The sequence below is a fragment of the Acuticoccus sediminis genome, from assembly GCF_003258595.1.
GTDB lineage: Bacteria > Pseudomonadota > Alphaproteobacteria > Rhizobiales > Amorphaceae > Acuticoccus > Acuticoccus sediminis.
This window is the reverse complement of record NZ_QHHQ01000001.1, coordinates 1,349,176-1,371,253: the sequence shown is the minus strand read 5'-3', so window position 1 is coordinate 1,371,253 and position 22,078 is coordinate 1,349,176. Positions and strand designations below refer to the sequence as shown.

Here is a 22,078-nt window from a genome sequence, read left to right as displayed (position 1 = left end):
CGTACCGGCGGGAGCCGACGGGCGCTCGCCGGCGTCCCGGACCGTCAGGCGACGAATAGGTGTTATCCCGCCCGCCGATCTGGTCGTCTCGCGGCAGTCGGCCCCGCTCCAGTGTCCGCTGCTAATCCAGGGTCAGCGTCTCGATTGACCTGTGGGTGCATAATATGCGGCTCGGCACACGGATTCTTCTCGTCGCGATGGTGCCTCTCGTCGGCCTCACGGCCGTGTGCGGCTGGATCCTGAGCGAACAAAGCAGCAAGTGGCACGAGGCGGCGGAGGCCGAGGCGCGCCTCGAGTTCGCACCGCTTCTCGGCACGCTCGCGCACGAGCTCCAGAAGGAACGCGGCCTTTCGGCGGGCTTCATCGGTTCCGGCGGCGGCCAGGAGTTCCGCAAGCTCATCGGCGACCAGCAGCGGATGACGGACACCGCGCAGCAGAACCTCGCTGGCGCCATGGCCAGGGAGACGCACTCCGGCACGATGGCCGAGCAGACGGGCAACGTCATGGCCGCGCTGCAGGCGCTCCCCCGCACCCGCGAGGCGGTCGGCGACCTCACCCTGACGGCGCCCGAGATGGCGAAGGCCTACACCGGGATCATCGACCAGCTCCTCGCCACCACCAGCCTCATCGCATACGGCGTGGACGACCTCGCCACCGCCCGGTCCGCCAACTTCTACGTCGCCATCCTCGACGCGAAGGAGAAGGCGGGGCTGGAGCGGGCAGTCGGCGCCGCTGGCTTCGGCATGGGCTACTTCTCGACCGACCTCTACCGCCGGTTCGTCCAGCTCGGCGCCGCCCAGCACGCCCTGATCGACCTCGCCGACACGCAGGCGAGCCCCTCCGAGCTCGATCTCCTCCGCGACGCGCTCGACAGCCCGGCCTCGGACCGCGTCGACGCCCTGCGCGACCTCGCCCACGCCAGCGTCACCTCGGGCAGCCTCGACGGTGTCACGGGACCCCAATGGTTCGCAGCGGCCACCGCGCGCATCAACGACCTCAAGGACGTAGAGGACGCCGCCGCCCGCAGCCTCCTCACCTCGGCGCAGCACCACACGGCCGCGGCACGGCTGGAGTTCCTCCTCGTCCTCGCCGGCAACGGCATCATGGCGGTCGTCTGCGTGCTGGTGTCGGCCCTGAACGTTAACCGGCTGAAGCGGCCGATCCGGCGAATCGTCACGCACATCGGCATGGTCAGCGAGGGCGTGACCGACATCGTCATCGAGGAGGCCAACCGCACCGACGAGATCGGCGACATCGGCCGCGCGCTCGACGTCATGCGCCGCAGCGAGGACGAGCGGAAGGCGCTCGTCCGAAAGGAGCACGACCGCCACCTCCAGGACGAGGCGCGGGCAAGGCGCGTCAACGAGGCGATCAACGAGTTCCAGTCGCGGGCGGAGCGCACGCTCGCCGACCTCGACGACATGAGCCACGCCCTCGCGTCGGTCGCCGAACACCTCGCCCTGACGGCCGACCACACCGCCCGCGGCTCGACCGAGGCGAAGTCCTCCTCCGACTCCGCCGCCCGGGCCGTCCAGGGCGTCGCCGCGGCGATCGAGCAGCTCCACAGCTCGTTCGACGAGATCTCCAGCAAGGTGAACGCATCGCAGAAGGCGACCGACGAGGCGGCGACGGCCGTGACGCAGACGTCGGCGCGGGTCACCGGCCTCGCAAGCGCGGCCGAGGCGATCAACAACGTCGCGACCATGATCGCCGACATCGCAGAGCAGACGAACCTCCTCGCCCTCAACGCGACGATCGAGGCCGAGCGGGCCGGTCCCGCGGGCCGCGGCTTCGCGGTGGTGGCGCACGAGGTGAAGGCCCTCGCCAACCAGACAGCTGCGGCGACGAACGAGATCGCCAAGCAGATCGACGACATCCAGAAGGGCACCCGCTCTGCCGTTCAGGGCATCGACGACATCCTGGGGCGGTTCGACTCGCTGCGCTCATCCGCGCTCGGCATCTCCTCGGTGATGGCGCAGCAGAGCGCGGCGACACGCGATATCGGCGCTGGCGTCAACGCCGCGTCGAAGGGGTCGGAGACCGCCTCGGCCTCGGTCAGCGGCGTGGTGGACGCGGCGGCGAAGACGCAGACGGACGCTCACGACGTGCAGCATACCGCAACGCGGATGAGCGACGTCACCACCCAGCTCCGCGACGTGTTCGCCAGCTTCCTCACCGAGGTCCGCGCCGCCTGACCGGCCCGGGCGGGCGGCGGCCGACCCTCGGCCGACGGCTAGAGGACGCGGTCGCCCGCGCGCCAGACGCTCCGCACGACCGGGATCTCGCCCGCGCCGGTGCGGCGCACCCGCACGATATCGCCGCGGAGCCCCTCAACGAGGGTGCCGCGGTCGGGCATGTCCAGCGCGCGCGCCGGATTGGCCGTCACCGTCGCGACGGCCGCCGGCAGGCTCCACCCCTCGCGGTCCGACAGGACGAACGCCGACTGCAGCATCGAGAACGGCACGTAGTCCGACGACAGGATGTCCAGCATCCCCTTGTCCGCCAGTTCCCCGGCCGAAACGTTGCCGGAGTGGGAGCCGCCGCGAACGAGGTTCGGACCGCCCATCAGGATCTGCATCCCCGCCTCGCGCGACGCCGCCGCTGCCTCCACCGTGGTCGGGAACTCGGCGAGCGTCACGCCGTCGCGGATCGCCTCGTCGACATGCTCCGTGGTCGCGTCGTCGTGGCTCGCGATGATGACACCGCGTCCCCTGGCCCGCTCCGCCAGCGCCTTGCGGTTCTTGTCCGACCAGATCGCCGCCCGCGCCCGACGCTCGGCCTGGAACAGCTCGAACTCGGGATCCGACATGCCGCTCTTGCCCTGGAAGTAGATCCGGTAGGCCTCCAGCGAGCGGAACTGCCGCTGGCCGGGCGTGTGGTCCATCAGCGAGATGAGACGCACCTCGGGCACGTCGTCGAAGAGCTCGAAGCCCGAGACGGCCATCTCGTCCGACACCTCGCAACGGAGGTGGAAGTGATGCTCGGCCCTCAGCCGCCCCTCGTTCTGGGCGCTGGTGATCGCGTCCGCGAAGTTCCGCGAATCCTGCGAGGAGATGTCGGCGTCCGCGTCGAGGCCCACCCGCAGCGCGTCGAGCACCGTGGTGATGCCGGATGCCGCGATCTGCGCGTCGTGCGCCTGGATCGCCGCCGTCACGTTCCAGCGCACCTTCGGGCGCGGCGCGACGTGGGTCTCCAGGTGGTCGGTGTGCAGCTCGATCAGGCCGGGGACGATGATGTCGCCCTCAATGTCCTCGCCGCGCGCGTCGCCCTCGCCGATGGCGGCGATGCGCCCGTCCTCGAGCACGATGTGGCCGCGGATCACCTCATCGGGGAGGACGAGAGTGGCATTGGTCAGCGTGGTCAACGGGATCGGTCCGAGTTGGAGGAGGCGGCGGCGTTCTGCGTCGCGATCACATGGAAGGGGCCGCCCGGCTCATCCTCCCGATAGATGGCGAGAATGAGGGGGTGAGGCGCACCGTCGAGCGCACCGAAATGGGATTTGGCGGCGGCGGTGACGGTGTCTAAACTCTCCCCCACCGGTCCGGACAGGGTCATGTGAAACACGAAACGTTCCATGACGTAGGGGTATCCCCAGCGCTCGAGAAGATCCAGTTCGCGGCTGGTGAGCTTGTCGGGGCTGCGCCGGGCGCGGTCCGCTTCGGTCAGCGGCGCCCGCAGCGGCTCGAACGCCTCCACCGTCTCCTGCGCCGCGCGGCTCAGCGCCGGATCGTCGGACCGGAACGCGACGAAGCGCGACAGGGGCGCGATGGCGAGCACAGGGTGCAGGACGGAGCGCTGCGCCGCGAACGCCTCGAAGGCGGCGAGAAGGTCGGCCTCGGTGCGCCCTTCCGCCAGAACGAACGGGGCGCGCATGGTGGCGTGGAAGCCGTAGCGCGCCGGCACCTCGGGAAGCGCCAAGGCGGGCGCGGCGGCGGGCCCGGCCGGGCCCGGGAACGGCGACCGGCCGAGCCACGTGGCGGCGGCTTCGGCAAGGGGCGCCCCGTCGGGCGGGGTCAGATAGACGGCGTAACGCATCGAACCTTCGTCGGCTGTGAGGCGAACCAATCCCGGGCACCTTCGTTTGCTACGCAACAAACAATACGGAGCGTGTGGGAGCGAGCGATGCCTGGGATAGACCACCGCAGCCGTCATCTCACACATGATTGTGACAGTCCGTCGACATTGCGGCGCACCGTCCACCGCGGACCCGCGCGATGAGCGCCGCCATCGAATGGGTCGTCGCCGCCGGCCTCGCCATCGGCGCGGTCGCGATCCTCGCCCTCGGCGGCTTCGCGACGCCGCGTCAGGCGGCCCGCACGGCGCTTCACGGCGGCGCTGCGCTGATGGCCGCGCTCTACTACGTGGTGATGGCGCGCGGCGCGGCGGTCTACGTCGGCCCGCACCCCGTCGACACGCACCACGTCATCTGGCTCCTCACGACGCCGGTGCTCGCCGCGTCCCTGCTCGCGACCGCGGTCCCGGCGGGTCAGGCGCTGCTGCCGACGGCGCTCACGGTCGTCTTCCTCGACGTCGCGATGGTGGCGACGCGCGCCGTCGCGGTCGGGCAGACAGGTGCGGCGGCGTGGATCTGGTTCGTCGTCTCGCTGCTCACGATGGGGCTGATGTTCGCGCTGCTGCGCGGCCCGGTGCGCGAGGCCGCGGTCGCGAGCGGCCCCGCGCGCCTCGACGTCTACGAGCGGCACGCGCGGACCCTGATGGTGCTGTGGACGATGTGGCCGGCGATCGCCCTCCTCGGCCCGAGCCTCCTCGACCTCATCGGACCGGCCGCGCAGCAAGGGCTCTACGGTCTCGTCGACCTTACCGCCCTGGCCGCGTTCAGCCTTGTGATGGTCCTCGAGGACGAGCGGTTGGTCGCGCTGGAGGCGAGCGCCGAGACGGCGCAGGGCGCCCCGGCGCTGCGCAAGGTCCCGCTGTCGGCGCGAGCGCTGGCCCGCGAGCGCCTCCTCGACCTCGTCGACCGGGGTACGGAGGCGACGCGCGGTGCCGTGCGGCAAGGCGAGGCGCGGACACGGCGGGCCGTCGCCGGCGCGCGGCCGGTGCTGCGCCGCGCGTTCGACCGGCTCGACCGGCGGCGTCCAGCCCCGGAGCCCGTCCCGCCGCCGCCGCGCCGCAAGCGCCCGCCACGGCGCAGCATCGCCGACCAGCTCGCCGCCACGCCGTTTGGCCGGCTCACCAAGGACGACGCCGTCCCCATCGCCTTCGTGGCCGGCGCGCTCCTCGTGATCGCCAACGCCGCGCGGCTGAAGAAGAAGGACCCCTGAGCGGCGTTCTACTCGTACTTCTCGAGGAAGGTCTCCACCGGCAGCGCCTGGAAATCGGGGAGCGCGGTGCGCAGGCGCTCATGGCTCCAGTCCCACCAGCCGAGCGCCATCAGCCGCTCGCCGATGCGGGCCGGGAAGCGCGGCCGCAACGGTCGCGCCGGGATGCCGGTGACGATCGTGTACGGGGCGACGTCCCGCGTCACCACCGCGCCCGAGCCGATGACCGCCCCGTCACCCACCGTGACGCCCGGCATCACCGTCGCCGCATGCCCGATCCACACGTCGTTGCCGATGGTGACGGTATCGGCACGGCGCCACTCGAAGATGCCGGTATCGTGCTCGGCGTCCTCGAAATAGTCGGCGCAGCGGTAGGTGAAATGATGCGCGGCGGCCCGCTCGATCGGGTGATTCGAGGGGTTGAGCCGCACGTGCGAGGCGATCGACGCGAACTTCTTCACCGTCGAGAACAGCACCTGCCCGTCGTCGACGATGTAGCTGTAGTCGCCGAAGCTCGACGCGCTGATCTCGGTGTAGGCGCCGACATCGGTCCAGCGCCCCATGGTCGTGTCGGTCACCGTCGCGGTGGGGTGGATGGTCGGTGCCTCGGACAGCTTCACGCGGCGTCCCCCGGTGCGAATTTCGTGACGTCGACGACGCGGTCGCATACCGCATCGCGCACGTCGCGGTCGTGGAAGATGCCGAGAACGGCGGTTCCGGCGGCCTTCTTCTCGCGGATCAGTTCGACGACGACCTCGCGGTTGGCGTGGTCGAGGCTCGCGGTCGGCTCGTCCACCAGCAGGAGCGGCGTGCGGCGGATGAAGCCGGCGGCGATGTTCACCCGCTGCTTCTCGCCGCCCGAGAAGGTCGCCGGCGGCAGCGACCACAGCCGCTCCGGCAGGTTGAGCCGCGTCAGGAGGTGCGCCGCCTCATCGCGTGCCGTCTCGCCGGTGCCGGCCGCGGCCACGAGGTCGATCGCCGGAACGCGGGGGATGGCGCGCAGGAACTGGGTGACGTCGGCGATGGTCTCGCGCCGCACTGCGCCCATCTCGCGCGCGGAGAGGCGCGTCGTGTCCACCATCCCGCCCCGGTGACGCACCCGCACTGCGCCATGGTTGGCCGCGTAGGTGCCGGCGACGATCTTGAGGACCGAGCTCTTGCCGGCCCCGGACGGGCCGCCCAGCACGACGCACTCGCCCGCCGCCACGCTGAAGGCGGCGTCCGCGACCACCGGGAGGCGGACCCCGCCGCGCAGATGCATGGTGAACGTCTTGGCGAGGCCCTCCACCTCGAGGATCGTCGCGCCGCCGGTCGGTTGCGTCGTCATGCCGTCAGACTGCCAGGATCGAGGAGACGAGGAGCTGGGTGTAGGGGTGCTGAGGGTCCTCCAGCACGCGCTCGGTCAGCCCCTCCTCCACGACGTGGCCGTCCTTCATCACCATCATCCGGTCCGCCAGCAGGCGGGCGACGGCGAGGTCGTGCGTCACAAGGATGGCCGAGAGCCCCATGTCGGCGACGAGGCGGCGCATCACGTCGAGGACCCGCGCCTGCACCGAGACGTCGAGCCCGCCCGTCGGTTCGTCGAGGAAGACGAGGCGCGGATGCGTGACGAGGTTGCGCGCGATCTGCAGGCGCTGGCGCATGCCGCCCGAGAAGGTCCGCGGCGCGTCGTCGATCCGGTCGGCCGGGATCTCCACCCGCTCCAGCCAGTCCGCCGCGACCTGCCGGATATCGCCGTAGTGACGCCTGCCGACCGCCATCAGCCGCTCGCCCACGTTGCCGCCGGCGGAGACGCTCATCCTCAGCCCGTCGGCGGGGTTCTGGTGGACGAAGCCCCAGTCGGTGCGGCCGAGATGCCGCCGCTCGGCCTCCGTCAGCGTCGCGAGGTCGCGCGGGGTGCCGTCGCGCATCGTGTAGGTGACGGTGCCCGACGTCGGCTCGATGCGCCGCGAGACGGAGTTGAGGAGGGTCGTCTTGCCGGACCCCGACTCGCCGACGATGGCGAGGACCTCACCCGGCCACAGGGCGAACGAGACGTCCTCGCACCCGGTCCTGCTGCCGTAGCGGGTGGTGAGCGCCTCGACGCGAAGGAGGGGCGTCTCGGTCATCGGGCGCCCTCCGGGCTCTGGCGCGGCGGCGCGTCGCGAAGGCGCCCCATCATCAGCACATCCTCGAGCATCCCGCCGCGCAGGCTGTCCGCGCGCTTGACCCCCTCGTGCTCGAAGCCGTGCTTCTCGTAGAGGTGGATCGCGGCCGCGTTGTCGACGGAGACGTCGAGCTCCAGACGGCGCAGCCCCAGCCAGTTGTCGGCGAGGTCGGTCGCCGCCGCCATGAGTGCGTTGCCGACGCCGCGGCCGGTGAACGCGTCATGCACGCAGATGCCGATCCCGGCCTTGTGCGCGGTGCGGTCGACGCCGCGAAACAGCGTGACGATGCCGACCAGCTTGCAGCCCATGATCGCGACGATCCGGTGGACGTTCGGGTCCTCGTTCGCCAGCATCGTGCGCGTCGCCGACAGCGGCGTGAACGGCATGCGCAGCGTTCCGTAACGCACGCCCGGAAGGTTGGTGAGGCGGTTCAGCGCGTCGGCGTCGCCGATGTCGGCGGCCCTGAGGACCAGCCCGGCGAGGTCATCCGGCACGGCGTTGCTCGCAGTAGTCCGTATCCGAGCAGGCGTACATGCGCCCTCCCCGGTCGTCGGTCACGATCTCGTCGAGGTAGACGCCCGTCGCGCCGCACAGCGCACACGGCTCCTCGAAGGCCTGCACCTCGAACGGATGGTCCTCGAAATCGAGGCTGACCACCTCGGTGTAGGGCGGCAGGGCGTAGATGCGCTTCTCCCGCCCCGCACCGAACAGCTGGAGGGCGGGCGAGTTGTTCATCTTCGGATTGTCGAACTTCGGCGTCGGCGAGGGGTCCATCACGTACCGGCCCTCCACCCTCACCGGGTAGGCGTAGGTGGTGGCGATATGGCCGTGCCGCGCGATGTCCTCGTAGAGCTTCACGTGCATGAGGCCGTACTCCTCGAGAGCGTGCATCACCCGCGTCTCGGTCTCGCGCGGTTCCAGGAAACGCAGCGGCTCGGGGATCGGCACCTGATAGACGAGGATCTGCCCGGCGGTCAGCGGCCGTTCGGGGATGCGGTGGCGCGTCTGGATGATCGTCGCCTCCTCCGTGCGGGTCGTCACGGCGACGTTCGCCACACGGGCGAAGAAGGCGCGGATGGAGACGGCATTGGTGGTGTCGTCCGAACCCTGGTCGATCACCTTCAGCGTGTCGTCCGGGCCGATCAGCGCGGCGGTGACCTGCACGCCGCCGGTGCCCCAGCCATAGGGCATCGGCATCTCGCGGCTCGCGAACGGGACCTGGTAGCCGGGGATCGCGACGGCCTTGAGGATGGCGCGGCGGATCATCCGCTTCGTCGCCTCGTCGAGGTAGGCGAAGTTGTAGGTGAGCGTCGTCGTCATCGCCGCTGCGCTCTGGGCTTCTCGGTCTCGACGGGCGGCGGCGCCATGTGGTCGGCGATCCGCGCGAGCAGGTCGTTGGTCTCGCCGAGGCGGTCGTAGATCTGCTCCAGACCCGTCAGCGTCTGCTGGTGCTGCTGTCCGAGGAAGTCGGCGAAGGCCTGGAGATCGGCGTCGTTCTGGGCGACCGCCGGCGTCACGGCGGCGCCGCGCACGAGCGGCTGCACGGCGATCCCGAGCGCGACGAGGGCTCCGGCGAGGACGATGGCGCGGGCGTTGGTCATTGGGCGGCCTCCGGCGGTTGCGACGGGCGGGCGGCCGCCGGGCGCGGGCTCATTCGGCGGCCTCCTGGCGGTCCCGATCCGCGTCCCCGCGCCTCGCCGCGTCGCGTTCGGCGGCGGCGCGCAGCTTGCGCACGAGCTCCAGCTCGGCCTGGAAATCCACATAGTGCGGCAGCTTCAGGTGCTCCACGAAGCCCGTGGCCTGGACGTTGTCGGAGTGGGCGATGACGAACTCCTCGTCCTGCGCCGGCGCGACGCGGTCCTCGCCGAACTCGTCGGCCCGGAGGGCGCGGTCGACCAGCGCCATCGACATCGCCTTGCGCTCGACCCGGCCGAACACGAGGCCGTAGCCTCGCGTGAACTGCGCCGGCTCCGTGGCCGAGCCGTGGAACTGGTTGACCATCTGGCACTCGGTCAGCGTCATCGCCCCCAGCGTGACGGCGAATCCGAGCTCGGGAATGTCGAGCTCGAGCTCCACCACGCCGGTGCGGATCTCGCCGACGAACGGGTGGTTGCGGCCGTAGCCGCGCTGCGTCGAGTAGGCGAGGCCGAGGAGCCAGCCCTCGTCGCCCCGGGCGAGCGCCTGCAGGCGGACGGCGCGCGACAGCGGCGGCACGGTCGCCTCGCGCGTGAGGTCGCCCGGCTCCTCCTCGCCGCCGCCCCCGGCCGTGCCGTGTTGTCCGTCCGGCTCGACGAGGCCCTCGCCGCCCAGGACGTCCGTAACGCGCGGGGCGGGACCGAGCGGGTCGGCGGTCGCCGGCGGCTCGGCGGACAGGTCCTCCTCGATGAGGCGGTGGGTGTAGTCGAAGGTCGGGCCCAGAACCTGGCCGCCGGGAAGATCCTTGAAGGTCGCCGAGATCCGCCGGGCGAGCGCCATCGACCCGGTGTCGACCGGCCGCGACGTGCCGAAGCGGGGCAGCGTCGTCCGGAAGGCGCGCACGAGGAAGATCGCCTCGATCATGTCGCCGCGCGCCTGGCGGATGGCGATGGCCGCAAGTTCCGGGTCGTAGAGCGAGCCCTCGGCCATGACGCGGTCGACGGCGAGGGTCAGCTGCTCGGCGATCTGCACGGCGGTGAGTTCGGGGACGGCGGGGTCGCCGCGCCGGTCCTTGGCGAGCAGCCGGTGCGCGTTGGCGATGGCGGCCTCGCCGCCTTTTACCGCGACGTACATGTCACCTCCGTGGTCCGGGGCAGCGCCAGCACCGCGCCGCTGATCTCGTCGACCAGGATGAGGTCGAGGCCGCGCGGGAAGAGCGCGCGGTTGGCCGCCCAGCCGTCGAGGAAGGCGTCGGTGAAGGACGCCGCTATGGTGCGAGTACCGTCGATCCCCGGGCCGCTCAGCGTCATCCGGCGTCCCTCGAGGCGGATCGGCGCGACCAGCGTCGCCGACCGGTCGGGGTAGAGGTCGTCGCCGACGCCGAAGCCCGGCGGGATCGTGTCGAGGCCGGAGAGGAAGGCGAAGCGCGCGGCCGTGCGGTCGTCGGTGACCGGCGCACCGGTGTGGAAGGTGATCCACGGCGCGGCGGCCCGGAACGCCGGGTCGATCGCCACGGGCGTTTCGTGATCGCACAGCGACAGCGCGATGCTGCCGGCCGTCGGGGACAGCGGCGCGGGCGGTGCGGACGCGGGCAGGCGATGCGCCGTCCCGGGCTCGGCGAGGGCGGCGAGGATCGCGCGGAAGGCCGCCTGCGAGTCGAACACCGGCGCCGCGAAGGCGCCTTCGAGGATGGCGCTCTCCATCAGTCCTCGCCCCGCACCATGGTGAAGAAGTCCACCCGCGTCGCGGCCACCTCCCGGGCGCGGCCGGCCTCGCGGGCGAGCCGGTCCCGCTCCAGCGTCACGGCGGCCTTGGCGACGGCGGTGGCGTGGGCGGGTGTCTGGGCCAGCGCGTCGAGCAGCGCCACCTGCCGCGCGCGCGTGCCGTCCCGCCCCATGACGTGGCCGAACCCGACCTCCCCGCTCGCGAGCCGCACGACGCAGCGCGAGACGGTCGCCTCGCCGGCGTTGAACGGAGCGCCGCCGCCGCCGATGCGGCCGCGCACCATGACGAGGCCGGTCTCCGGCCCGCGCACCACGGTGTGCGGCGCCTCGGGCGCGACGCGCTGCAGAACGGCGGCGAGCTCCGCCGGTTCGGCCAGCGCGAGGGATCTCAGAATCGACTGTCGGGTGGGAGGTGCCGTCATGTCGCCTCGCTAGGGAGCGTTCGTGACAGCGTTATGACCGCGACTCGAAATGCGCGTCCAGTCCGCGCGGATCGCCTCGTGTTCCTGCCGGCACCCGGGCGGCGGACAACAAAAAAGGGCGCGGTGGTCCGCGCCCTTCCAGAAGCCGTATCCGGCCGTGTGTCTTAGTTGCGGTTGCCGAGCAGCGACAGCAGGAACTGGAACATCATGATGAAGTCCAGGTAGAGCTGGAGCGCGCCGATCACCGCCTTGCGGCCGGCCACGGCACCGTCGTCGCCGACGTAGTAGCTCTCCTTGATCCGCTGCGTGTCGTAGGCGGTGAGGCCAGCGAAGACCAGGACGCCGATGATCGAGATGGCGAACTGGAGCGCGGACGACTGCAGGAAGATGTTCACCAGCATCGCGATGAAGATGCCGATCACTCCCATGATGAGGAACGAGCCCATCCCGGACAGGTCCTTCTTCGTCGTGTAGCCGTAGAGGCTCAGGCCGCCGAAGGAGACCGCGGTGATGAAGAACACGCGGACGATGCTTTCGGAGGTGTAGACGAGGAAGATCGTCGACAGCGACGCGCCGACGAGCGCGGCGTAGAGGAAGAACAGACCGCGCGCCTTGGCCGGATCCATCTTGTGGACGCCGAACGACAGCCAGAAGACGATGCCGAGCGGGGCAAGGGCGAGGACCCACTTGAGCGGGGTGGTGAAGAGCGTGACGCCGAACTGCGTCAGGTAGATGCCGTTGCCGATCTGCGCGGCGGCGCCAGCGGCATCCTGCGTGGTGGCGAGGGCAAACACCCCCAGGGCGGCGACACCGGTCAGCGCCAGGCCGATCGCCATGTAGTTGTAGACCTGGAGCATGTAGCTGCGCAGGCCCTGGTCAATGGAGGCGTCATACTGCACGGCTCCAGTGGTCGGCCGTACAGTCGTGTTCCGATTCCAGGTCGCCATTGAGGTTCCTATGGTTTATCCAGCGGAGCCGGCGGGCTGTGCGGGCACAGACCCTCCGAGTTGCGTAAGATATGGCAAGAGTGCAGCGGAACTGCAAGAAGAACCGGTAGGGGGCGCCCTGTCGCAGGGCGCGAAAACAGCTCTCCGCTGAGGCACTTCGCCGATCCGCCTGCCGACGGGGTCGCGGCCGGTCCAGCGCCCCGGAACGCTACGACTTTCGGCGCATTTCCACCGCCCTCACCTCTCCCGATGGAGGCCCGGGCGCCGGTCGGCACCCGAAAATGACCGATCCGTCGCGCCAATCGGACGCACGCGGCGCCACTCACATAAGCATGCGTTATGCCGGCCGCATCCTTCCGAATGGCCGCACCGGCAGACACCTTCCGTCGCCGCCGTGGCGGGGTCGCACCGCGCCGTCCGGATGCCGGAAGCGAGACCGGCCATCAGTTCCGTTCGAACGTGATCTCGGCGGTGGTCACCTTCGTCTGGCCGTCGTCCATGGTGTCGACCGTGGTGATCTTGAACATCGAGTCGTTGGCCGGCTCGATCGTCATGGTCGCGATGTCGTCGCCGTGGATCGTCTTGGGGAAGGTCATCGTCAGGACGATGCGCCCGTCGTCCTGCGGGCCGCCGTCGAGTTCCGCCGGGCCGGCGTTGGAGCCGACATAGGTGCCGCGGTAGCGCACGCCCTCACGCTGGATGTCCGCGCCGATCGCCCGCTTCAGCACCATCATCGCCCGGCACTCGCCGTCGAAGCCGATGTCGTTGCCGTTCTGCTCGCCTTCGATCTGGCACGTCACGTTCATCTTGCGCGACTTGTCGTCCTTCTGGACGAAACCTTTTCCCTTCCACTTGCCCGAAATATCGAGACTCGGGTTCTCCTCGGCGTGGACGCCGCTCACGATGGCGCCGGAGCCGATGACGAGCATGGCAGCAACAAACAGCGGTGCCTTCAGCATCAGTAAGTCCTTTCCCAATCGATCAGTGCCAGCGTGGGACAGGCCGACACCAGCGAAACACGTAAGGTGAATAATTCGTTCACACCGGCATGGCGAGTCACAGAACCGTAAGATCTTGTCACGGTTTGGGCAGACTGATAGCTCCTTGAGCGCAGCGTTCCGTGGAGGAACTGAAAGCGATCGCGGTGCGGCCGACCCAACCCGGGGGCCAGATCCACGGCTGCCGTAAGGCGGGATCCCCCCACAATCCCGGTGCGCGCCTCACAAATCGGAGACGACATGCGCACCCTGACGACCGGACTCGCCACCCTCCTCGCCACCTCCGCCGCCTACGCCCACCCGGGCCACACCGCCCTCGCCGACGGCCACACGCACGCCGTCGACCCGCTCGGCGCGGTCATCGCCGTCGTCGCCGTCCTTGCCGTTGCCGTCGTCGCGGTGGTGAAGTTTCGGTGAGTGAGCGTATCGGGGTCATGGTCTGCGGCCATGGCTCCCGGTCCAGGAGCGCGGTGACCGAGTTCGCGACGGTCGCCGCAGCGCTCAAGGGCCGCTTTCCGGACTGGCCGGTCGAGTATGGGTATCTGGAGTTCGCCAATCCGGTGATCCGGGACGGGCTCGATGCGCTGAGGGACGCTGGCGTCTCGCGCATCCTCGCCGTCCCGGGCATGCTCTTCGCGGCGATGCACGCGAAGAACGACATTCCGAGCGTCCTCAACACCTACGCCGCCGCGAACGGCCTCAGGATCGACTACGGGCGCGAGCTCGGCGTCGACGCGCGGATGCTGCGCGCCGCGGGCGACCGCGTTCGCGCCGCCGTCGAGGCGCTCGACGCGGCCCACGGCCCGGCGCCGGCCTCGGACACCTGCCTCGTCGTCGTCGGCCGCGGCGCGTCGGACCCGGACGCCAACGCCAACGTCGCGAAGGTCGCGCGCCTCCTGTGGGAGGGCTTCGGCTTCGGCTGGTGCGAGACGGCCTATTCCGGCGTGACCTTCCCGCTGGTCGAGCCATGCCTCGAGAAGGTCACGCGGCTCGGCTTCAAGCGCGTCGTCGTCTTCCCCTATTTCCTGTTCTCCGGCGTGCTGATCGACCGCATCTACGGCTTCACCGACACGGTGGCCGCGCGGCATCCGGAGATCGCCTTCGCCAAGGCCGCCTACCTCGGCGACCATCCGGCCGTGATCGACACGTTCGCCGAGCGCGTGACGGAGCTCCTCGACGGGCCGGCGGCGATGAACTGCGGCATGTGCAAGTACCGCGTGCAGGTGCTCGGCTTCGAGGCCGAGGTGGGCGCCCCGCAGGAAAGCCACCACCACCACGTCGAGGGCATGGGTGCGTCCGCCCCGGGCGCATCGGTCGAGACGTGCCGGCTCTGCGACACCTTCTGTACCGGCGCCTGCCGCGTCCTGACGCCCGTCCAGCACGACCATCACCATCACGGCGACACGCCCCACGCCGACGACCATCGGCACGCCCATTCCCACGGGCACGCCCACGACGGTCACGGGCATGGTCACCACGACCATGACCACGAGCACGGCCACAAGGGCCACGGCCACGACCACCACGGGCACGACCACGGCCACCACCATCCGCGCTACCCGCACGAGGCGCACCCGCTGGGCCCCGTGAGCGTCGTGACCGCCGGCGCCTACGCCTACGAGCGCGATCCCGAGGCGATCACGGCGCAGTCCTTCGCGATCATCCGCACCGAGGCGGACCTGTCGCGCTTCGGCGCCGCGGCGCCCGTCGCGGAGCGCATCGTCCACGCCGCCGGCGACACCGGGATCCTCGGCGACATCATCGTCTCCGGCCCGGTCATCGAGGCGACGCAGCGGGCGCTCGCCGCCGGACGGCCCGTCATCGTCGACACCGAGATGACCCGGTTCGCGATCTCGGCGCGCTTCGTGCCGCCGGAACAGGTGCGCTGTCACATCAACGACCCCGAGACGCCGGCCGAGGCGAAGGCCGCCGGCACCACCCGCTCGGCGATCGCCATCCGCCGCGCCGCCGCCGACCTAGACGGCGCGGTCGTGGTGATCGGCAACGCTCCGACGGCGCTCTTCGAGCTACTGGAGCTCATCCGGCAGGGTGCCCGGCCCGCCGCCGTCTACGGCTTCCCCGTCGGCTTCGTCGGCGCGGCGGAGTCGAAGGCCGCGCTCGCCGCAATGGCGACCTTCCCCTTCGCCACGGTGAAGGGGCGGCGGGGCGGATCGGCCATGGCCGGGGCAGCGGTCAACGCCGCCGCCAACGCGACAGTCCAGCTCGAGGGCGCATGACGGGATCCGCCGCGACCCGCCGCCCGGTGGGTCCGACGTGACCCAGCCGTGGCTCACCGTGATCGGCTGCCTGCCGTCGGGGGCGCTCGCCCCCGGCGCGCCGCGTGACGCGCTGCAGGCCGAGGCCGTCTTCGGGCCGGAACGCCTCCTCGTGGCGGCCGGCATCGATGACGCCCGCCGCCGCCCCTGGCCCCGCCCGTTCGCCGACGGCGTCGCGGCGCTCCTCGATCGCCGCGGCCGGGCGACGACGGTGCTGGCGAGCGGCGACCCCCTCCTCCACGGCATCGCCGCCACCCTCCTGCGGGACCTCGCTCCGGACGAAATGACCATCCACCCCGCCCCCTCCGCCTTCTCCCTCGCGGCGGCGGCCCTGCGCTGGCCGCTCGACGGCGTGACCCAGATCTCGCTGCACACCGCGCCGCCCCGGGACATCCTGTCGTCCGCCGTCCCGGGCCGGCGGATCCTCGCCCTCACCCGCGACGGCACCGCGCCGAAGGCCATCGCCACGGCTCTCGCCGGCGCGGGATACGGCGAGAGCCCGGTCGCGATCCTCGAGGCCCTCGGCGGGCCGGAAGAGGCCGTGGTCCGCACCACGGCGGCCGACCTCGCCGCCGACGCCGCGGGGCCGGACGCCCACCCGCTCAACGTCTTCGCCGTCGAATGCCGCGGCGGTCCGTCGCCCGTCCGCGTCGACGACCTCGAGCACGACGGCTGCGTCACGCGTGACGAGATCCGCCTCCTGACCATCGCCGCGCTCGGGATCCCCCATGGAGGCACCCACTCGGGGCACCTGTGGGACATCGGCGCCGGGTCGGGCGCGGTCGCCATCGACTGGTGCCGCGCCGGCGGCACCGCGACGCTGTTCGAGCGCCACCCCGGCCGCATCGCCGCGATCCGCGCCAACCTCGCCGCCACCCGGACCGTCGCTGCGGTGCGCGAGGGCGATGCGCACGCCGCCATCGCCGGCGCCACGCCGCCGACGCACGTCTTCATGGGCGGGGCCGTCGCGGATGATGCGCTGTTCGCGGCGCTGTGGGACGCGCTCCCCGCCGGAGGCGTCTTTGTCACCAACGCCGTAACCCTTGCGGGAGAAGCCGCAACCATCGCGCGACATGCGACCTTTGGCGGGACGATTACACGTATCGCGTTGTCGCATTCGGCGCCGATAGGCGGTCTGATGGCGCTCAAGCCGGCGATGCCGGTCCTCCAGTGGCGAGCGGTCAAGTGATGCGTGGGACGTTAACAGTCGTCGGGGTCGGTCCGGGTGATCCGGAGCTCATGACCCTCAAGGCGGCCCGGGTGATCGAAGCGGCGGACGTCGTCGCCTATCCGGAGACGAGCACCGGAAGCTTCGCCGCAAGGATCGCAGCCGCCCACACGCAGAACGCCACGCACCTGCCCTTCGCGGTGCCGATGAGCAACGACGGCGCGGCCGAGGCCGCCTACGACCTCGCGGCGGACGATATCGAGGGCCACCTCGACCGCGGCCGCTCGGTCGTCCTCCTGTGCGAGGGCGACCCGATGCTCTACGGCAGCGCCGCGTCGATCACCGCCCGCCTCGCCGGGCGGGTCAATATCGAGGTCGTGCCGGGCGTCACCGCCGCGACCGCGGCCGCCGCCGTCGCCGGGATGTCGCTGGTGCGAGGCGAGACGCCGCTCACGATCCTGCCGTCGACCGCCGACATCGCCCTCCTGCGGCGCACCCTCGCCGCTCCCGGCGCCGTCGTGCTCTACAAGGTGGGCCGGCACTTCGACGCCGTTGCCGCGCTGGTGCGCAACGCCGGCCGCACCGGGACCCTCGTCGTCCGCGCCACAGCCGCGGACCAGCGCATCGAACCGCTGGAGAAGGCGGAAGCGGGCGTGAAGCCCTACTTCTCGACCATCCTCGTCCCGGCCGTGACGCTGGAGACCGAACGCACCGTGACGGACGAGGTCGCCGTCGTGGTCCTCGGCCCCTCCGGCCTCGAGACGGGGCGCCGCGCCAAGGCCGCGATCCAGGCCACGGGCCGCCCGGTCCGCCTCCACGGCTACGTGAAGCGGATCGCGCCCGTCGACGTCGACGTGACCTTCGACGCCGCGACGCATCACATCGCCGACCTCTTCGCCTCGGGGACGTCGGTCGTCGGCGTGTGCGCGGCGGGGATCCTCATCCGCAGCGTCGCCCCGCTCGTGACCGACAAGACCGTCGAGCCGCCGGTCGTCGCCGTCGCCGATGACGGCAGCGCCGTGGTTCCGCTCCTCGGCGCCCACCGCGGCGGGATGCGCATGGCCGACGCGCTCGCCGCCGAGTTCGGCGTGCGCACGACCGTGACGGCCCTCTCGGACACGCGCCACGGCATCGCCCTCGACGACCCGCCGACGGGCTGGTCCGTCGCCGATCCGGGGCCGTTCAAGGCGCTCGCCGCCGCGCTCGCCGCGGGCGAGGGCGTCGCGACGGACGTTCCCTTCCTCGCCGCCCTGCCGCGCGGGGAGAACGCCGTGCGCGCGGCCACCCGGCTCGACGAGCACACCACGACGGTCCCCACCTACGTGCCGCGCTCCGTCGCGCTCGGCATGGGGTCCGAGCGCGGCGTCGATCCCGAGGTGGCGGTCAGCTCGGCGATCGAGGTTCTGGCGGAGGCGGTGCTCGACCCGCGCGCCCTCGCCTGCGTCGTCAGCCTCGACCTCAAGGCCGACGAGGCGGCGCTCCACGCGGTCGCCGACGCCTTCAACGTGCCCTTCCGCGTCTTCACCCGGGAGGCGCTCGCCGCCGAGGACCACCGCCTCGCGACGCCGTCCGACGCGGTCCGCACCGCCGTCGGCATCTCCGGCGTCGCCGAAGCGGCCGCGCTCGCCGCCGCCGGCCCCGCGGCGCGGCTGATCCTGCCCAAGCGCGTGCGCAGCGGCCTCACCCTCGCCCTCGCCGAGGCGCCGGAGCCGATCGGCCCGGTGGAGCGCATCGGCCGCGCGCGCGGCCGGCTCACCGTCGTCGGCATCGGTCCGGGCACCAAGCTCTGGCGCACGGGCGACTGCGTCGCCGCCCTCGCCGCGTCCGAGGCGTTCGTCGGCTACACGCTCTACCTCGACCTGGTCGAGGATCTGCGCGGCCGACAGTCCCGGCACGACTTTCCCCTCGGCGACGAGACCGAGCGGGTGCGCTTCGCCCTGGAGCTCGCCGGCGAGGGACGCAACGTCGCCCTCATCTCCTCCGGCGACCCCGGTATCTACGCGATGGCGACGCTCGCCATGGAGCTCCTCGACACGGGCGAGATCTCCGACGCGGCGAAGCGCGTCGACGTCGCCGTCGTGCCGGGCGTCTCCGCCGCGCAGGCCGCCGCGGCCCGGACCGGCGCGCCGCTCGGCCACGACTTCGCGTTCATCTCCCTGTCGGACCTCCTGACGCCCTGGCCGTCCATCGCCCGGCGCCTGATGGCGACCGCCGCGTCCGACTTCGCGGTGGCGCTCTACAATCCGCGCTCGCGCCGCCGCACGACGCAGCTCGAACGGGCGCTCGAGATCTTCCGCGGCTCGCGCCCCGCCGACACGCCCGTCATCCTGGCGACCAGCGTCGGCCGGCCGGAGGAGGCGATCCGCATCACCACCCTCGCCGAGATCGACCCCGACGATGTCGACATGCTGTCGACCGTCATCATCGGCGCCTCCACCACGAAGAAGTTCACGCGCGGCGACGGCAGGACGCTCGTCTACACCCCGCGCGGCTACGAGGTGACATGATCCACTTCATCGGCGCCGGACCCGGCGCCCCCGACCTCATCACCGTGCGCGGGCTCAACCTGATCCGCTCCTCGCCGGTCTGCCTCTTCGCCGGCTCGCTGGTGCCGGAGGCGGTCGTCGCCGAGGCGCCGGAGGGCGCGCGCGTGATCGACACCGCGTCGATGAACCTCGACGAGATCATGGGCGAGATGGAGGCGGCGCACGCAAAGGGGCAGGACGTGGCGCGTGTCCACTCCGGCGACCCTTCCCTCTACGGCGCCATCGGCGAGCAGATCCGCCGGCTGGAGGCCGCCGGCATCCCGTACGACATTGTCCCCGGCGTCCCCGCCTTCGCCGCCGCAGCGGCGACGCTCAAGACCGAGCTGACACTGCCGGACGTCGCCCAGACGGTGATCCTGACGCGCACGGCGATGAAGTCCTCGGCGATGCCGAACGCGGAGGACCTCGCGACGCTCGGCGCCTCGGGCGCGACGCTCGCGATCCACCTGTCGGTGCGCAACATGCGCCACGTCGTCGAGACGCTGACGCCGCACTACGGCGCGGACTGTCCGGTCGCGGTGGTGGTGCGCGCCTCCTGGCCCGACGAGGAGGTCATCCGCGGCACGCTCGGGACCATCGCGGCGATGGTGCGGGCCGCGAAGGTGACGCGCACGGCGCTGATCCTGGTGGGCCGCGTCCTCGACCCCGGCGCCTTCACCGACTCGGCGCTCTACGACCCCGCCCACCGGCACCTCTTCCGCAACCAGAAGACCCCGCGGCACGAGCCGTCCGCCTGAGGCCGGCGCCGGAGCCAGCCGCCGCCTCCGCGCCTGGGTCGATCGGGTCCGCGGGGGATTTGGCCGCCCCGTCTTGCTCCGGGCGATCCGGGCCGCGATTGTTGCGTCGATCCTCACTGCCGAGCCCGACCGACCGATATGTTCGACCTGATCGCCAAAGACGCCAACCTGCCCGACGGCCGCACCGCCGACATCGCCGTGAAAGACGGCCTCATCGCCGCGGTCGAGCCCGGAATCACGGCGGAGGCGGGCAGGACGATCGACGCCGCCGGCTCCCTGGTGACACCGCCGTTCATCGACCCGCACTTCCACATGGACGCGACGCTCTCGCTCGGCCTGCCGCGCCTCAACCGGTCCGGCACGCTGCTGGAGGGCATCGCGCTGTGGGGCGAGCTGAAGCCGATGCTGACGGCCGACGCCATCGTCGAGCGGGCGCTGCGCTACTGCGACCTCGCGGTGACCCAGGGGATCGGGGCGATCCGCACCCATGCCGACATCTCCGAGCCGCGCCTCGTCACGGTGGAGGCGCTTCTCAGGGTGAAGGAGCTGATCGCCGACTACATCGACCTGCAGGTCGTCGCCTTCCCGCAGGACGGCTACTACCGCGCCCCGGGCGGCGAGGATGCGATGGCGCGGGCGATCGACATGGGCGTCGACGTCGTCGGCGGCATCCCCCATTTCGAGCGCACGATGGCGGACGGGGCGCGCTCGGTCGAGGCGCTGTGCCGGATCGCGGCCGAGAAGGGCCTGCCCGTCGACATGCACTGCGACGAGACCGACGACCCGCTGTCGCGCCACGTCGAGACCCTGGCGGCGGAGACGGTGCGGTTCGGCCTTCAGGGCCGGGTCGCGGGCTCGCACCTGACGTCGATGCACTCGATGGACAACTACTACGTCTCCAAGCTGATCCCGCTGATGGCGGAGGCGGGGATGCACGCGATCCCGAACCCCCTCATCAACATCACCCTGCAGGGCCGGCACGACACCTACCCCAAGCGGCGCGGTATGACGCGCGTGCCGGAGCTGATGGCCGCCGGCATCACCGTCTCGTTCGGACACGACTGCGTGATGGACCCGTGGTACTCGCTCGGCAACGCGGACATGCTGGAGGTCGCGCACATGGCCGTCCACGTCGCGCAGATGACCTCCCCCGCGGCGATGCGGCAGGCCTTCGAGGCGGTGACGGTCAACTCGGCCCGCACGCTGGGACTCGAGGGCTACGGCCTCGCCCCGGGCTGCAAGGCAGACTTCGTTGTGCTGCAGGCACGCGACCCGGTCGAGGCGATCCGTCTCAAGGCGACGCGGCTCGCCGTGGTGCGCCGTGGCAAGGTGATCGCGGAGACGCCGCGCCGGGTCTCCCGGCTCGCCATCGACGGGCGCCCCGGGACGGTCGACGCCGCGCGGTACGCCCCGCCGGCCGCCTGAACCGCCGCACTCGCCAACACGGCCCGGCTGGCGCATGAAGGGGCGATGTCGCGCGCACACCGGCTCTTCCTTCTCCTCGAGGCGCTTCGGCGCCGGCGCCGCCCGGTGACGGGGCAGGTGCTGGCGGAGGAGCTCGGCGTCAGCCTCAGGACGCTCTACCGCGACATCGACGGCCTGCGCGCCCAGGGGGCGAGGATCGACGGCGAGGCCGGCATCGGCTTCGTCCTGCGTCCCGGCTTCACCGTGCCGCCGCTGATGTTCACTTCCGCGGAGATCGAGGCGCTGGTGCTCGGCAGCCGCTGGGTCGCAGCCCGCGCCGACACGGACCTCGCCGCCGCCGCCGAGAACGCGCTAGAGAAGATCGCCGGCGTCGTCCCGGAGCATGCCCGCGAGGAGCTCGAGGCGACGACGCTCATCGTCCCGCCCGGCGAGCGCCATTCCGACGGCTTCGCCATCGTGCGGGACGCCATCCGCCGCCAGACCAAGTTGCGGCTCGACTACCGCGACGCCGGCGGCGCCGTCACCGCGCGCACCGTCTGGCCCGTGGCGGTCGGCTACTTCGACTCAGCGCATATCCTCGTCGCCTGGTGCGAGCTGCGGAACGCCTATCGCCACTTCCGCGCCGACCGGATCGCCCGGGTCGAGCCGACCGAGGAGCGCCTCCCCCGACCGCGCCGCGCCCTCCACGCCGAGTGGCTGCGCGTGCGCGACGCCTGACTGCTGCCGCATCCTGTCAGCAGGGCCCTGCCATCTCGTCCCCAGCCACTCATGGAG

The 22,078-nt window shown here is 71.6% G+C and carries 22 protein-coding genes; 9 read left to right on the top strand and 13 right to left on the bottom strand.

Translation table 11 applies throughout. The features are described from left to right. Positions 1–164: 164 nt before the first annotated feature. The gene (locus tag DLJ53_RS05915; RefSeq protein ID WP_111343123.1) at positions 165–2,195 is read left to right on the top strand and encodes a methyl-accepting chemotaxis protein; all 2,031 of its coding nucleotides are present in this window, start codon (positions 165–167) and stop codon (positions 2,193–2,195) included. Positions 2,196–2,233: 38 nt separating this feature from the next. On the opposite strand, the gene DLJ53_RS05910 is transcribed toward DLJ53_RS05915, so the two are convergent. Together DLJ53_RS05910 and DLJ53_RS05905 are read right to left on the bottom strand one after the other, a co-directional pair. Further along, positions 2,234–3,364 carry an alpha-D-ribose 1-methylphosphonate 5-triphosphate diphosphatase gene (locus tag DLJ53_RS05910; RefSeq protein ID WP_111343121.1) on the bottom strand — a complete coding sequence of 377 codons (1,131 nt, stop codon included), beginning with the start codon at positions 3,362–3,364 and terminating at the stop codon, positions 2,234–2,236. Then, on the bottom strand, positions 3,361–4,035 hold the full coding sequence (locus DLJ53_RS05905) for a DUF1045 domain-containing protein (RefSeq protein ID WP_111343120.1): 675 nt from the start codon (positions 4,033–4,035) through the stop codon (positions 3,361–3,363). Before DLJ53_RS05905 ends, DLJ53_RS05910 begins: the two co-directional genes overlap by 4 nt. A gap of 179 nt (positions 4,036–4,214) precedes the next feature. Between DLJ53_RS05905 and DLJ53_RS05900 the strand changes: the two genes are divergently transcribed. After that, positions 4,215–5,282: a bacteriorhodopsin gene (locus DLJ53_RS05900; RefSeq protein WP_111343118.1), complete on the top strand. Its 1,068-nt coding sequence runs from the start codon at positions 4,215–4,217 to the stop codon at positions 5,280–5,282. A gap of 8 nt (positions 5,283–5,290) precedes the next feature. Here the strand turns inward: DLJ53_RS05900 and DLJ53_RS05895 are convergent, their stop codons facing one another. The 11 genes from DLJ53_RS05895 to DLJ53_RS05845 all read right to left on the bottom strand — a co-directional run bounded on the left by DLJ53_RS05895 (position 5,291) and on the right by DLJ53_RS05845 (position 13,113). Further along, entirely contained in the window at positions 5,291–5,899 is a 609-nt protein-coding gene (locus DLJ53_RS05895) for a DapH/DapD/GlmU-related protein (protein ID WP_425320954.1), read from the bottom strand. After that, positions 5,896–6,606: a phosphonate C-P lyase system protein PhnL gene (gene phnL / locus DLJ53_RS05890; protein WP_111343115.1), complete on the bottom strand. Its 711-nt coding sequence runs from the start codon at positions 6,604–6,606 to the stop codon at positions 5,896–5,898. Before phnL ends, DLJ53_RS05895 begins: the two co-directional genes overlap by 4 nt. 4 nt (positions 6,607–6,610) lie before the next feature. Next, positions 6,611–7,387, bottom strand: coding sequence for a phosphonate C-P lyase system protein PhnK (gene phnK, locus DLJ53_RS05885; RefSeq protein WP_111343113.1), 777 nt, complete (start codon positions 7,385–7,387; stop codon positions 6,611–6,613). Further along, positions 7,384–7,920 (bottom strand): GNAT family N-acetyltransferase, encoded by a 537-nt coding sequence (locus DLJ53_RS05880; RefSeq protein WP_111343111.1) that lies wholly within the window; start codon positions 7,918–7,920, stop codon positions 7,384–7,386. Before DLJ53_RS05880 ends, phnK begins: the two co-directional genes overlap by 4 nt. Then, on the bottom strand, positions 7,910–8,746 hold the full coding sequence (locus DLJ53_RS05875; RefSeq protein WP_111343109.1) for an alpha-D-ribose 1-methylphosphonate 5-phosphate C-P-lyase PhnJ: 837 nt from the start codon (positions 8,744–8,746) through the stop codon (positions 7,910–7,912). The genes DLJ53_RS05880 and DLJ53_RS05875 overlap by 11 nt, the downstream gene beginning before the upstream one ends. Next, entirely contained in the window at positions 8,743–9,027 is a 285-nt protein-coding gene (locus DLJ53_RS05870; protein ID WP_111343108.1) for a hypothetical protein, read from the bottom strand. Before DLJ53_RS05870 ends, DLJ53_RS05875 begins: the two co-directional genes overlap by 4 nt. A gap of 49 nt (positions 9,028–9,076) precedes the next feature. Beyond that, on the bottom strand, positions 9,077–10,195 hold the full coding sequence (locus DLJ53_RS05865; protein WP_111343106.1) for a carbon-phosphorus lyase complex subunit: 1,119 nt from the start codon (positions 10,193–10,195) through the stop codon (positions 9,077–9,079). Continuing rightward, on the bottom strand, positions 10,180–10,764 hold the full coding sequence (gene phnH, locus DLJ53_RS05860; RefSeq protein ID WP_111343105.1) for a phosphonate C-P lyase system protein PhnH: 585 nt from the start codon (positions 10,762–10,764) through the stop codon (positions 10,180–10,182). The genes DLJ53_RS05865 and phnH overlap by 16 nt, the downstream gene beginning before the upstream one ends. Next, the gene (gene phnG / locus DLJ53_RS05855; RefSeq protein ID WP_111343103.1) at positions 10,764–11,207 is read right to left on the bottom strand and encodes a phosphonate C-P lyase system protein PhnG; all 444 of its coding nucleotides are present in this window, start codon (positions 11,205–11,207) and stop codon (positions 10,764–10,766) included. Before phnG ends, phnH begins: the two co-directional genes overlap by 1 nt. Positions 11,208–11,371: 164 nt before the next feature. Then, entirely contained in the window at positions 11,372–12,154 is a 783-nt protein-coding gene (locus DLJ53_RS05850) for a Bax inhibitor-1/YccA family protein (RefSeq protein WP_111343101.1), read from the bottom strand. Positions 12,155–12,597: 443 nt separating this feature from the next. Next, positions 12,598–13,113 carry a hypothetical protein gene (locus DLJ53_RS05845; protein WP_111343099.1) on the bottom strand — a complete coding sequence of 172 codons (516 nt, stop codon included), beginning with the start codon at positions 13,111–13,113 and terminating at the stop codon, positions 12,598–12,600. Between the two features lie 279 nt (positions 13,114–13,392). Between DLJ53_RS05845 and DLJ53_RS35110 the strand changes: the two genes are divergently transcribed. The 7 genes from DLJ53_RS35110 to DLJ53_RS05815 all read left to right on the top strand — a co-directional run bounded on the left by DLJ53_RS35110 (position 13,393) and on the right by DLJ53_RS05815 (position 22,021). Beyond that, complete coding sequence (locus DLJ53_RS35110; protein WP_162408931.1) at positions 13,393–13,569, top strand: DUF6732 family protein; 177 nt, start codon at positions 13,393–13,395, stop codon at positions 13,567–13,569. Further along, positions 13,566–15,389 carry a precorrin-8X methylmutase gene (locus DLJ53_RS36755; protein ID WP_483396334.1) on the top strand — a complete coding sequence of 608 codons (1,824 nt, stop codon included), beginning with the start codon at positions 13,566–13,568 and terminating at the stop codon, positions 15,387–15,389. The genes DLJ53_RS35110 and DLJ53_RS36755 overlap by 4 nt, the downstream gene beginning before the upstream one ends. 37 nt (positions 15,390–15,426) lie before the next feature. Beyond that, positions 15,427–16,617 carry a precorrin-6y C5,15-methyltransferase (decarboxylating) subunit CbiE gene (gene cbiE, locus DLJ53_RS05835; RefSeq protein WP_162408929.1) on the top strand — a complete coding sequence of 397 codons (1,191 nt, stop codon included), beginning with the start codon at positions 15,427–15,429 and terminating at the stop codon, positions 16,615–16,617. Continuing rightward, complete coding sequence (cobJ, locus tag DLJ53_RS05830; protein ID WP_111343094.1) at positions 16,617–19,103, top strand: precorrin-3B C(17)-methyltransferase; 2,487 nt, start codon at positions 16,617–16,619, stop codon at positions 19,101–19,103. The genes cbiE and cobJ overlap by 1 nt, the downstream gene beginning before the upstream one ends. Further along, positions 19,100–19,879 (top strand): precorrin-4 C(11)-methyltransferase, encoded by a 780-nt coding sequence (cobM, locus tag DLJ53_RS05825; RefSeq protein WP_111343093.1) that lies wholly within the window; start codon positions 19,100–19,102, stop codon positions 19,877–19,879. Before cobJ ends, cobM begins: the two co-directional genes overlap by 4 nt. 138 nt (positions 19,880–20,017) lie before the next feature. Further along, complete coding sequence (locus tag DLJ53_RS05820; protein ID WP_111343091.1) at positions 20,018–21,304, top strand: amidohydrolase family protein; 1,287 nt, start codon at positions 20,018–20,020, stop codon at positions 21,302–21,304. A gap of 45 nt (positions 21,305–21,349) precedes the next feature. After that, positions 21,350–22,021 carry a helix-turn-helix transcriptional regulator gene (locus DLJ53_RS05815; protein WP_111343090.1) on the top strand — a complete coding sequence of 224 codons (672 nt, stop codon included), beginning with the start codon at positions 21,350–21,352 and terminating at the stop codon, positions 22,019–22,021. Positions 22,022–22,078: the final 57 nt, after the last annotated feature.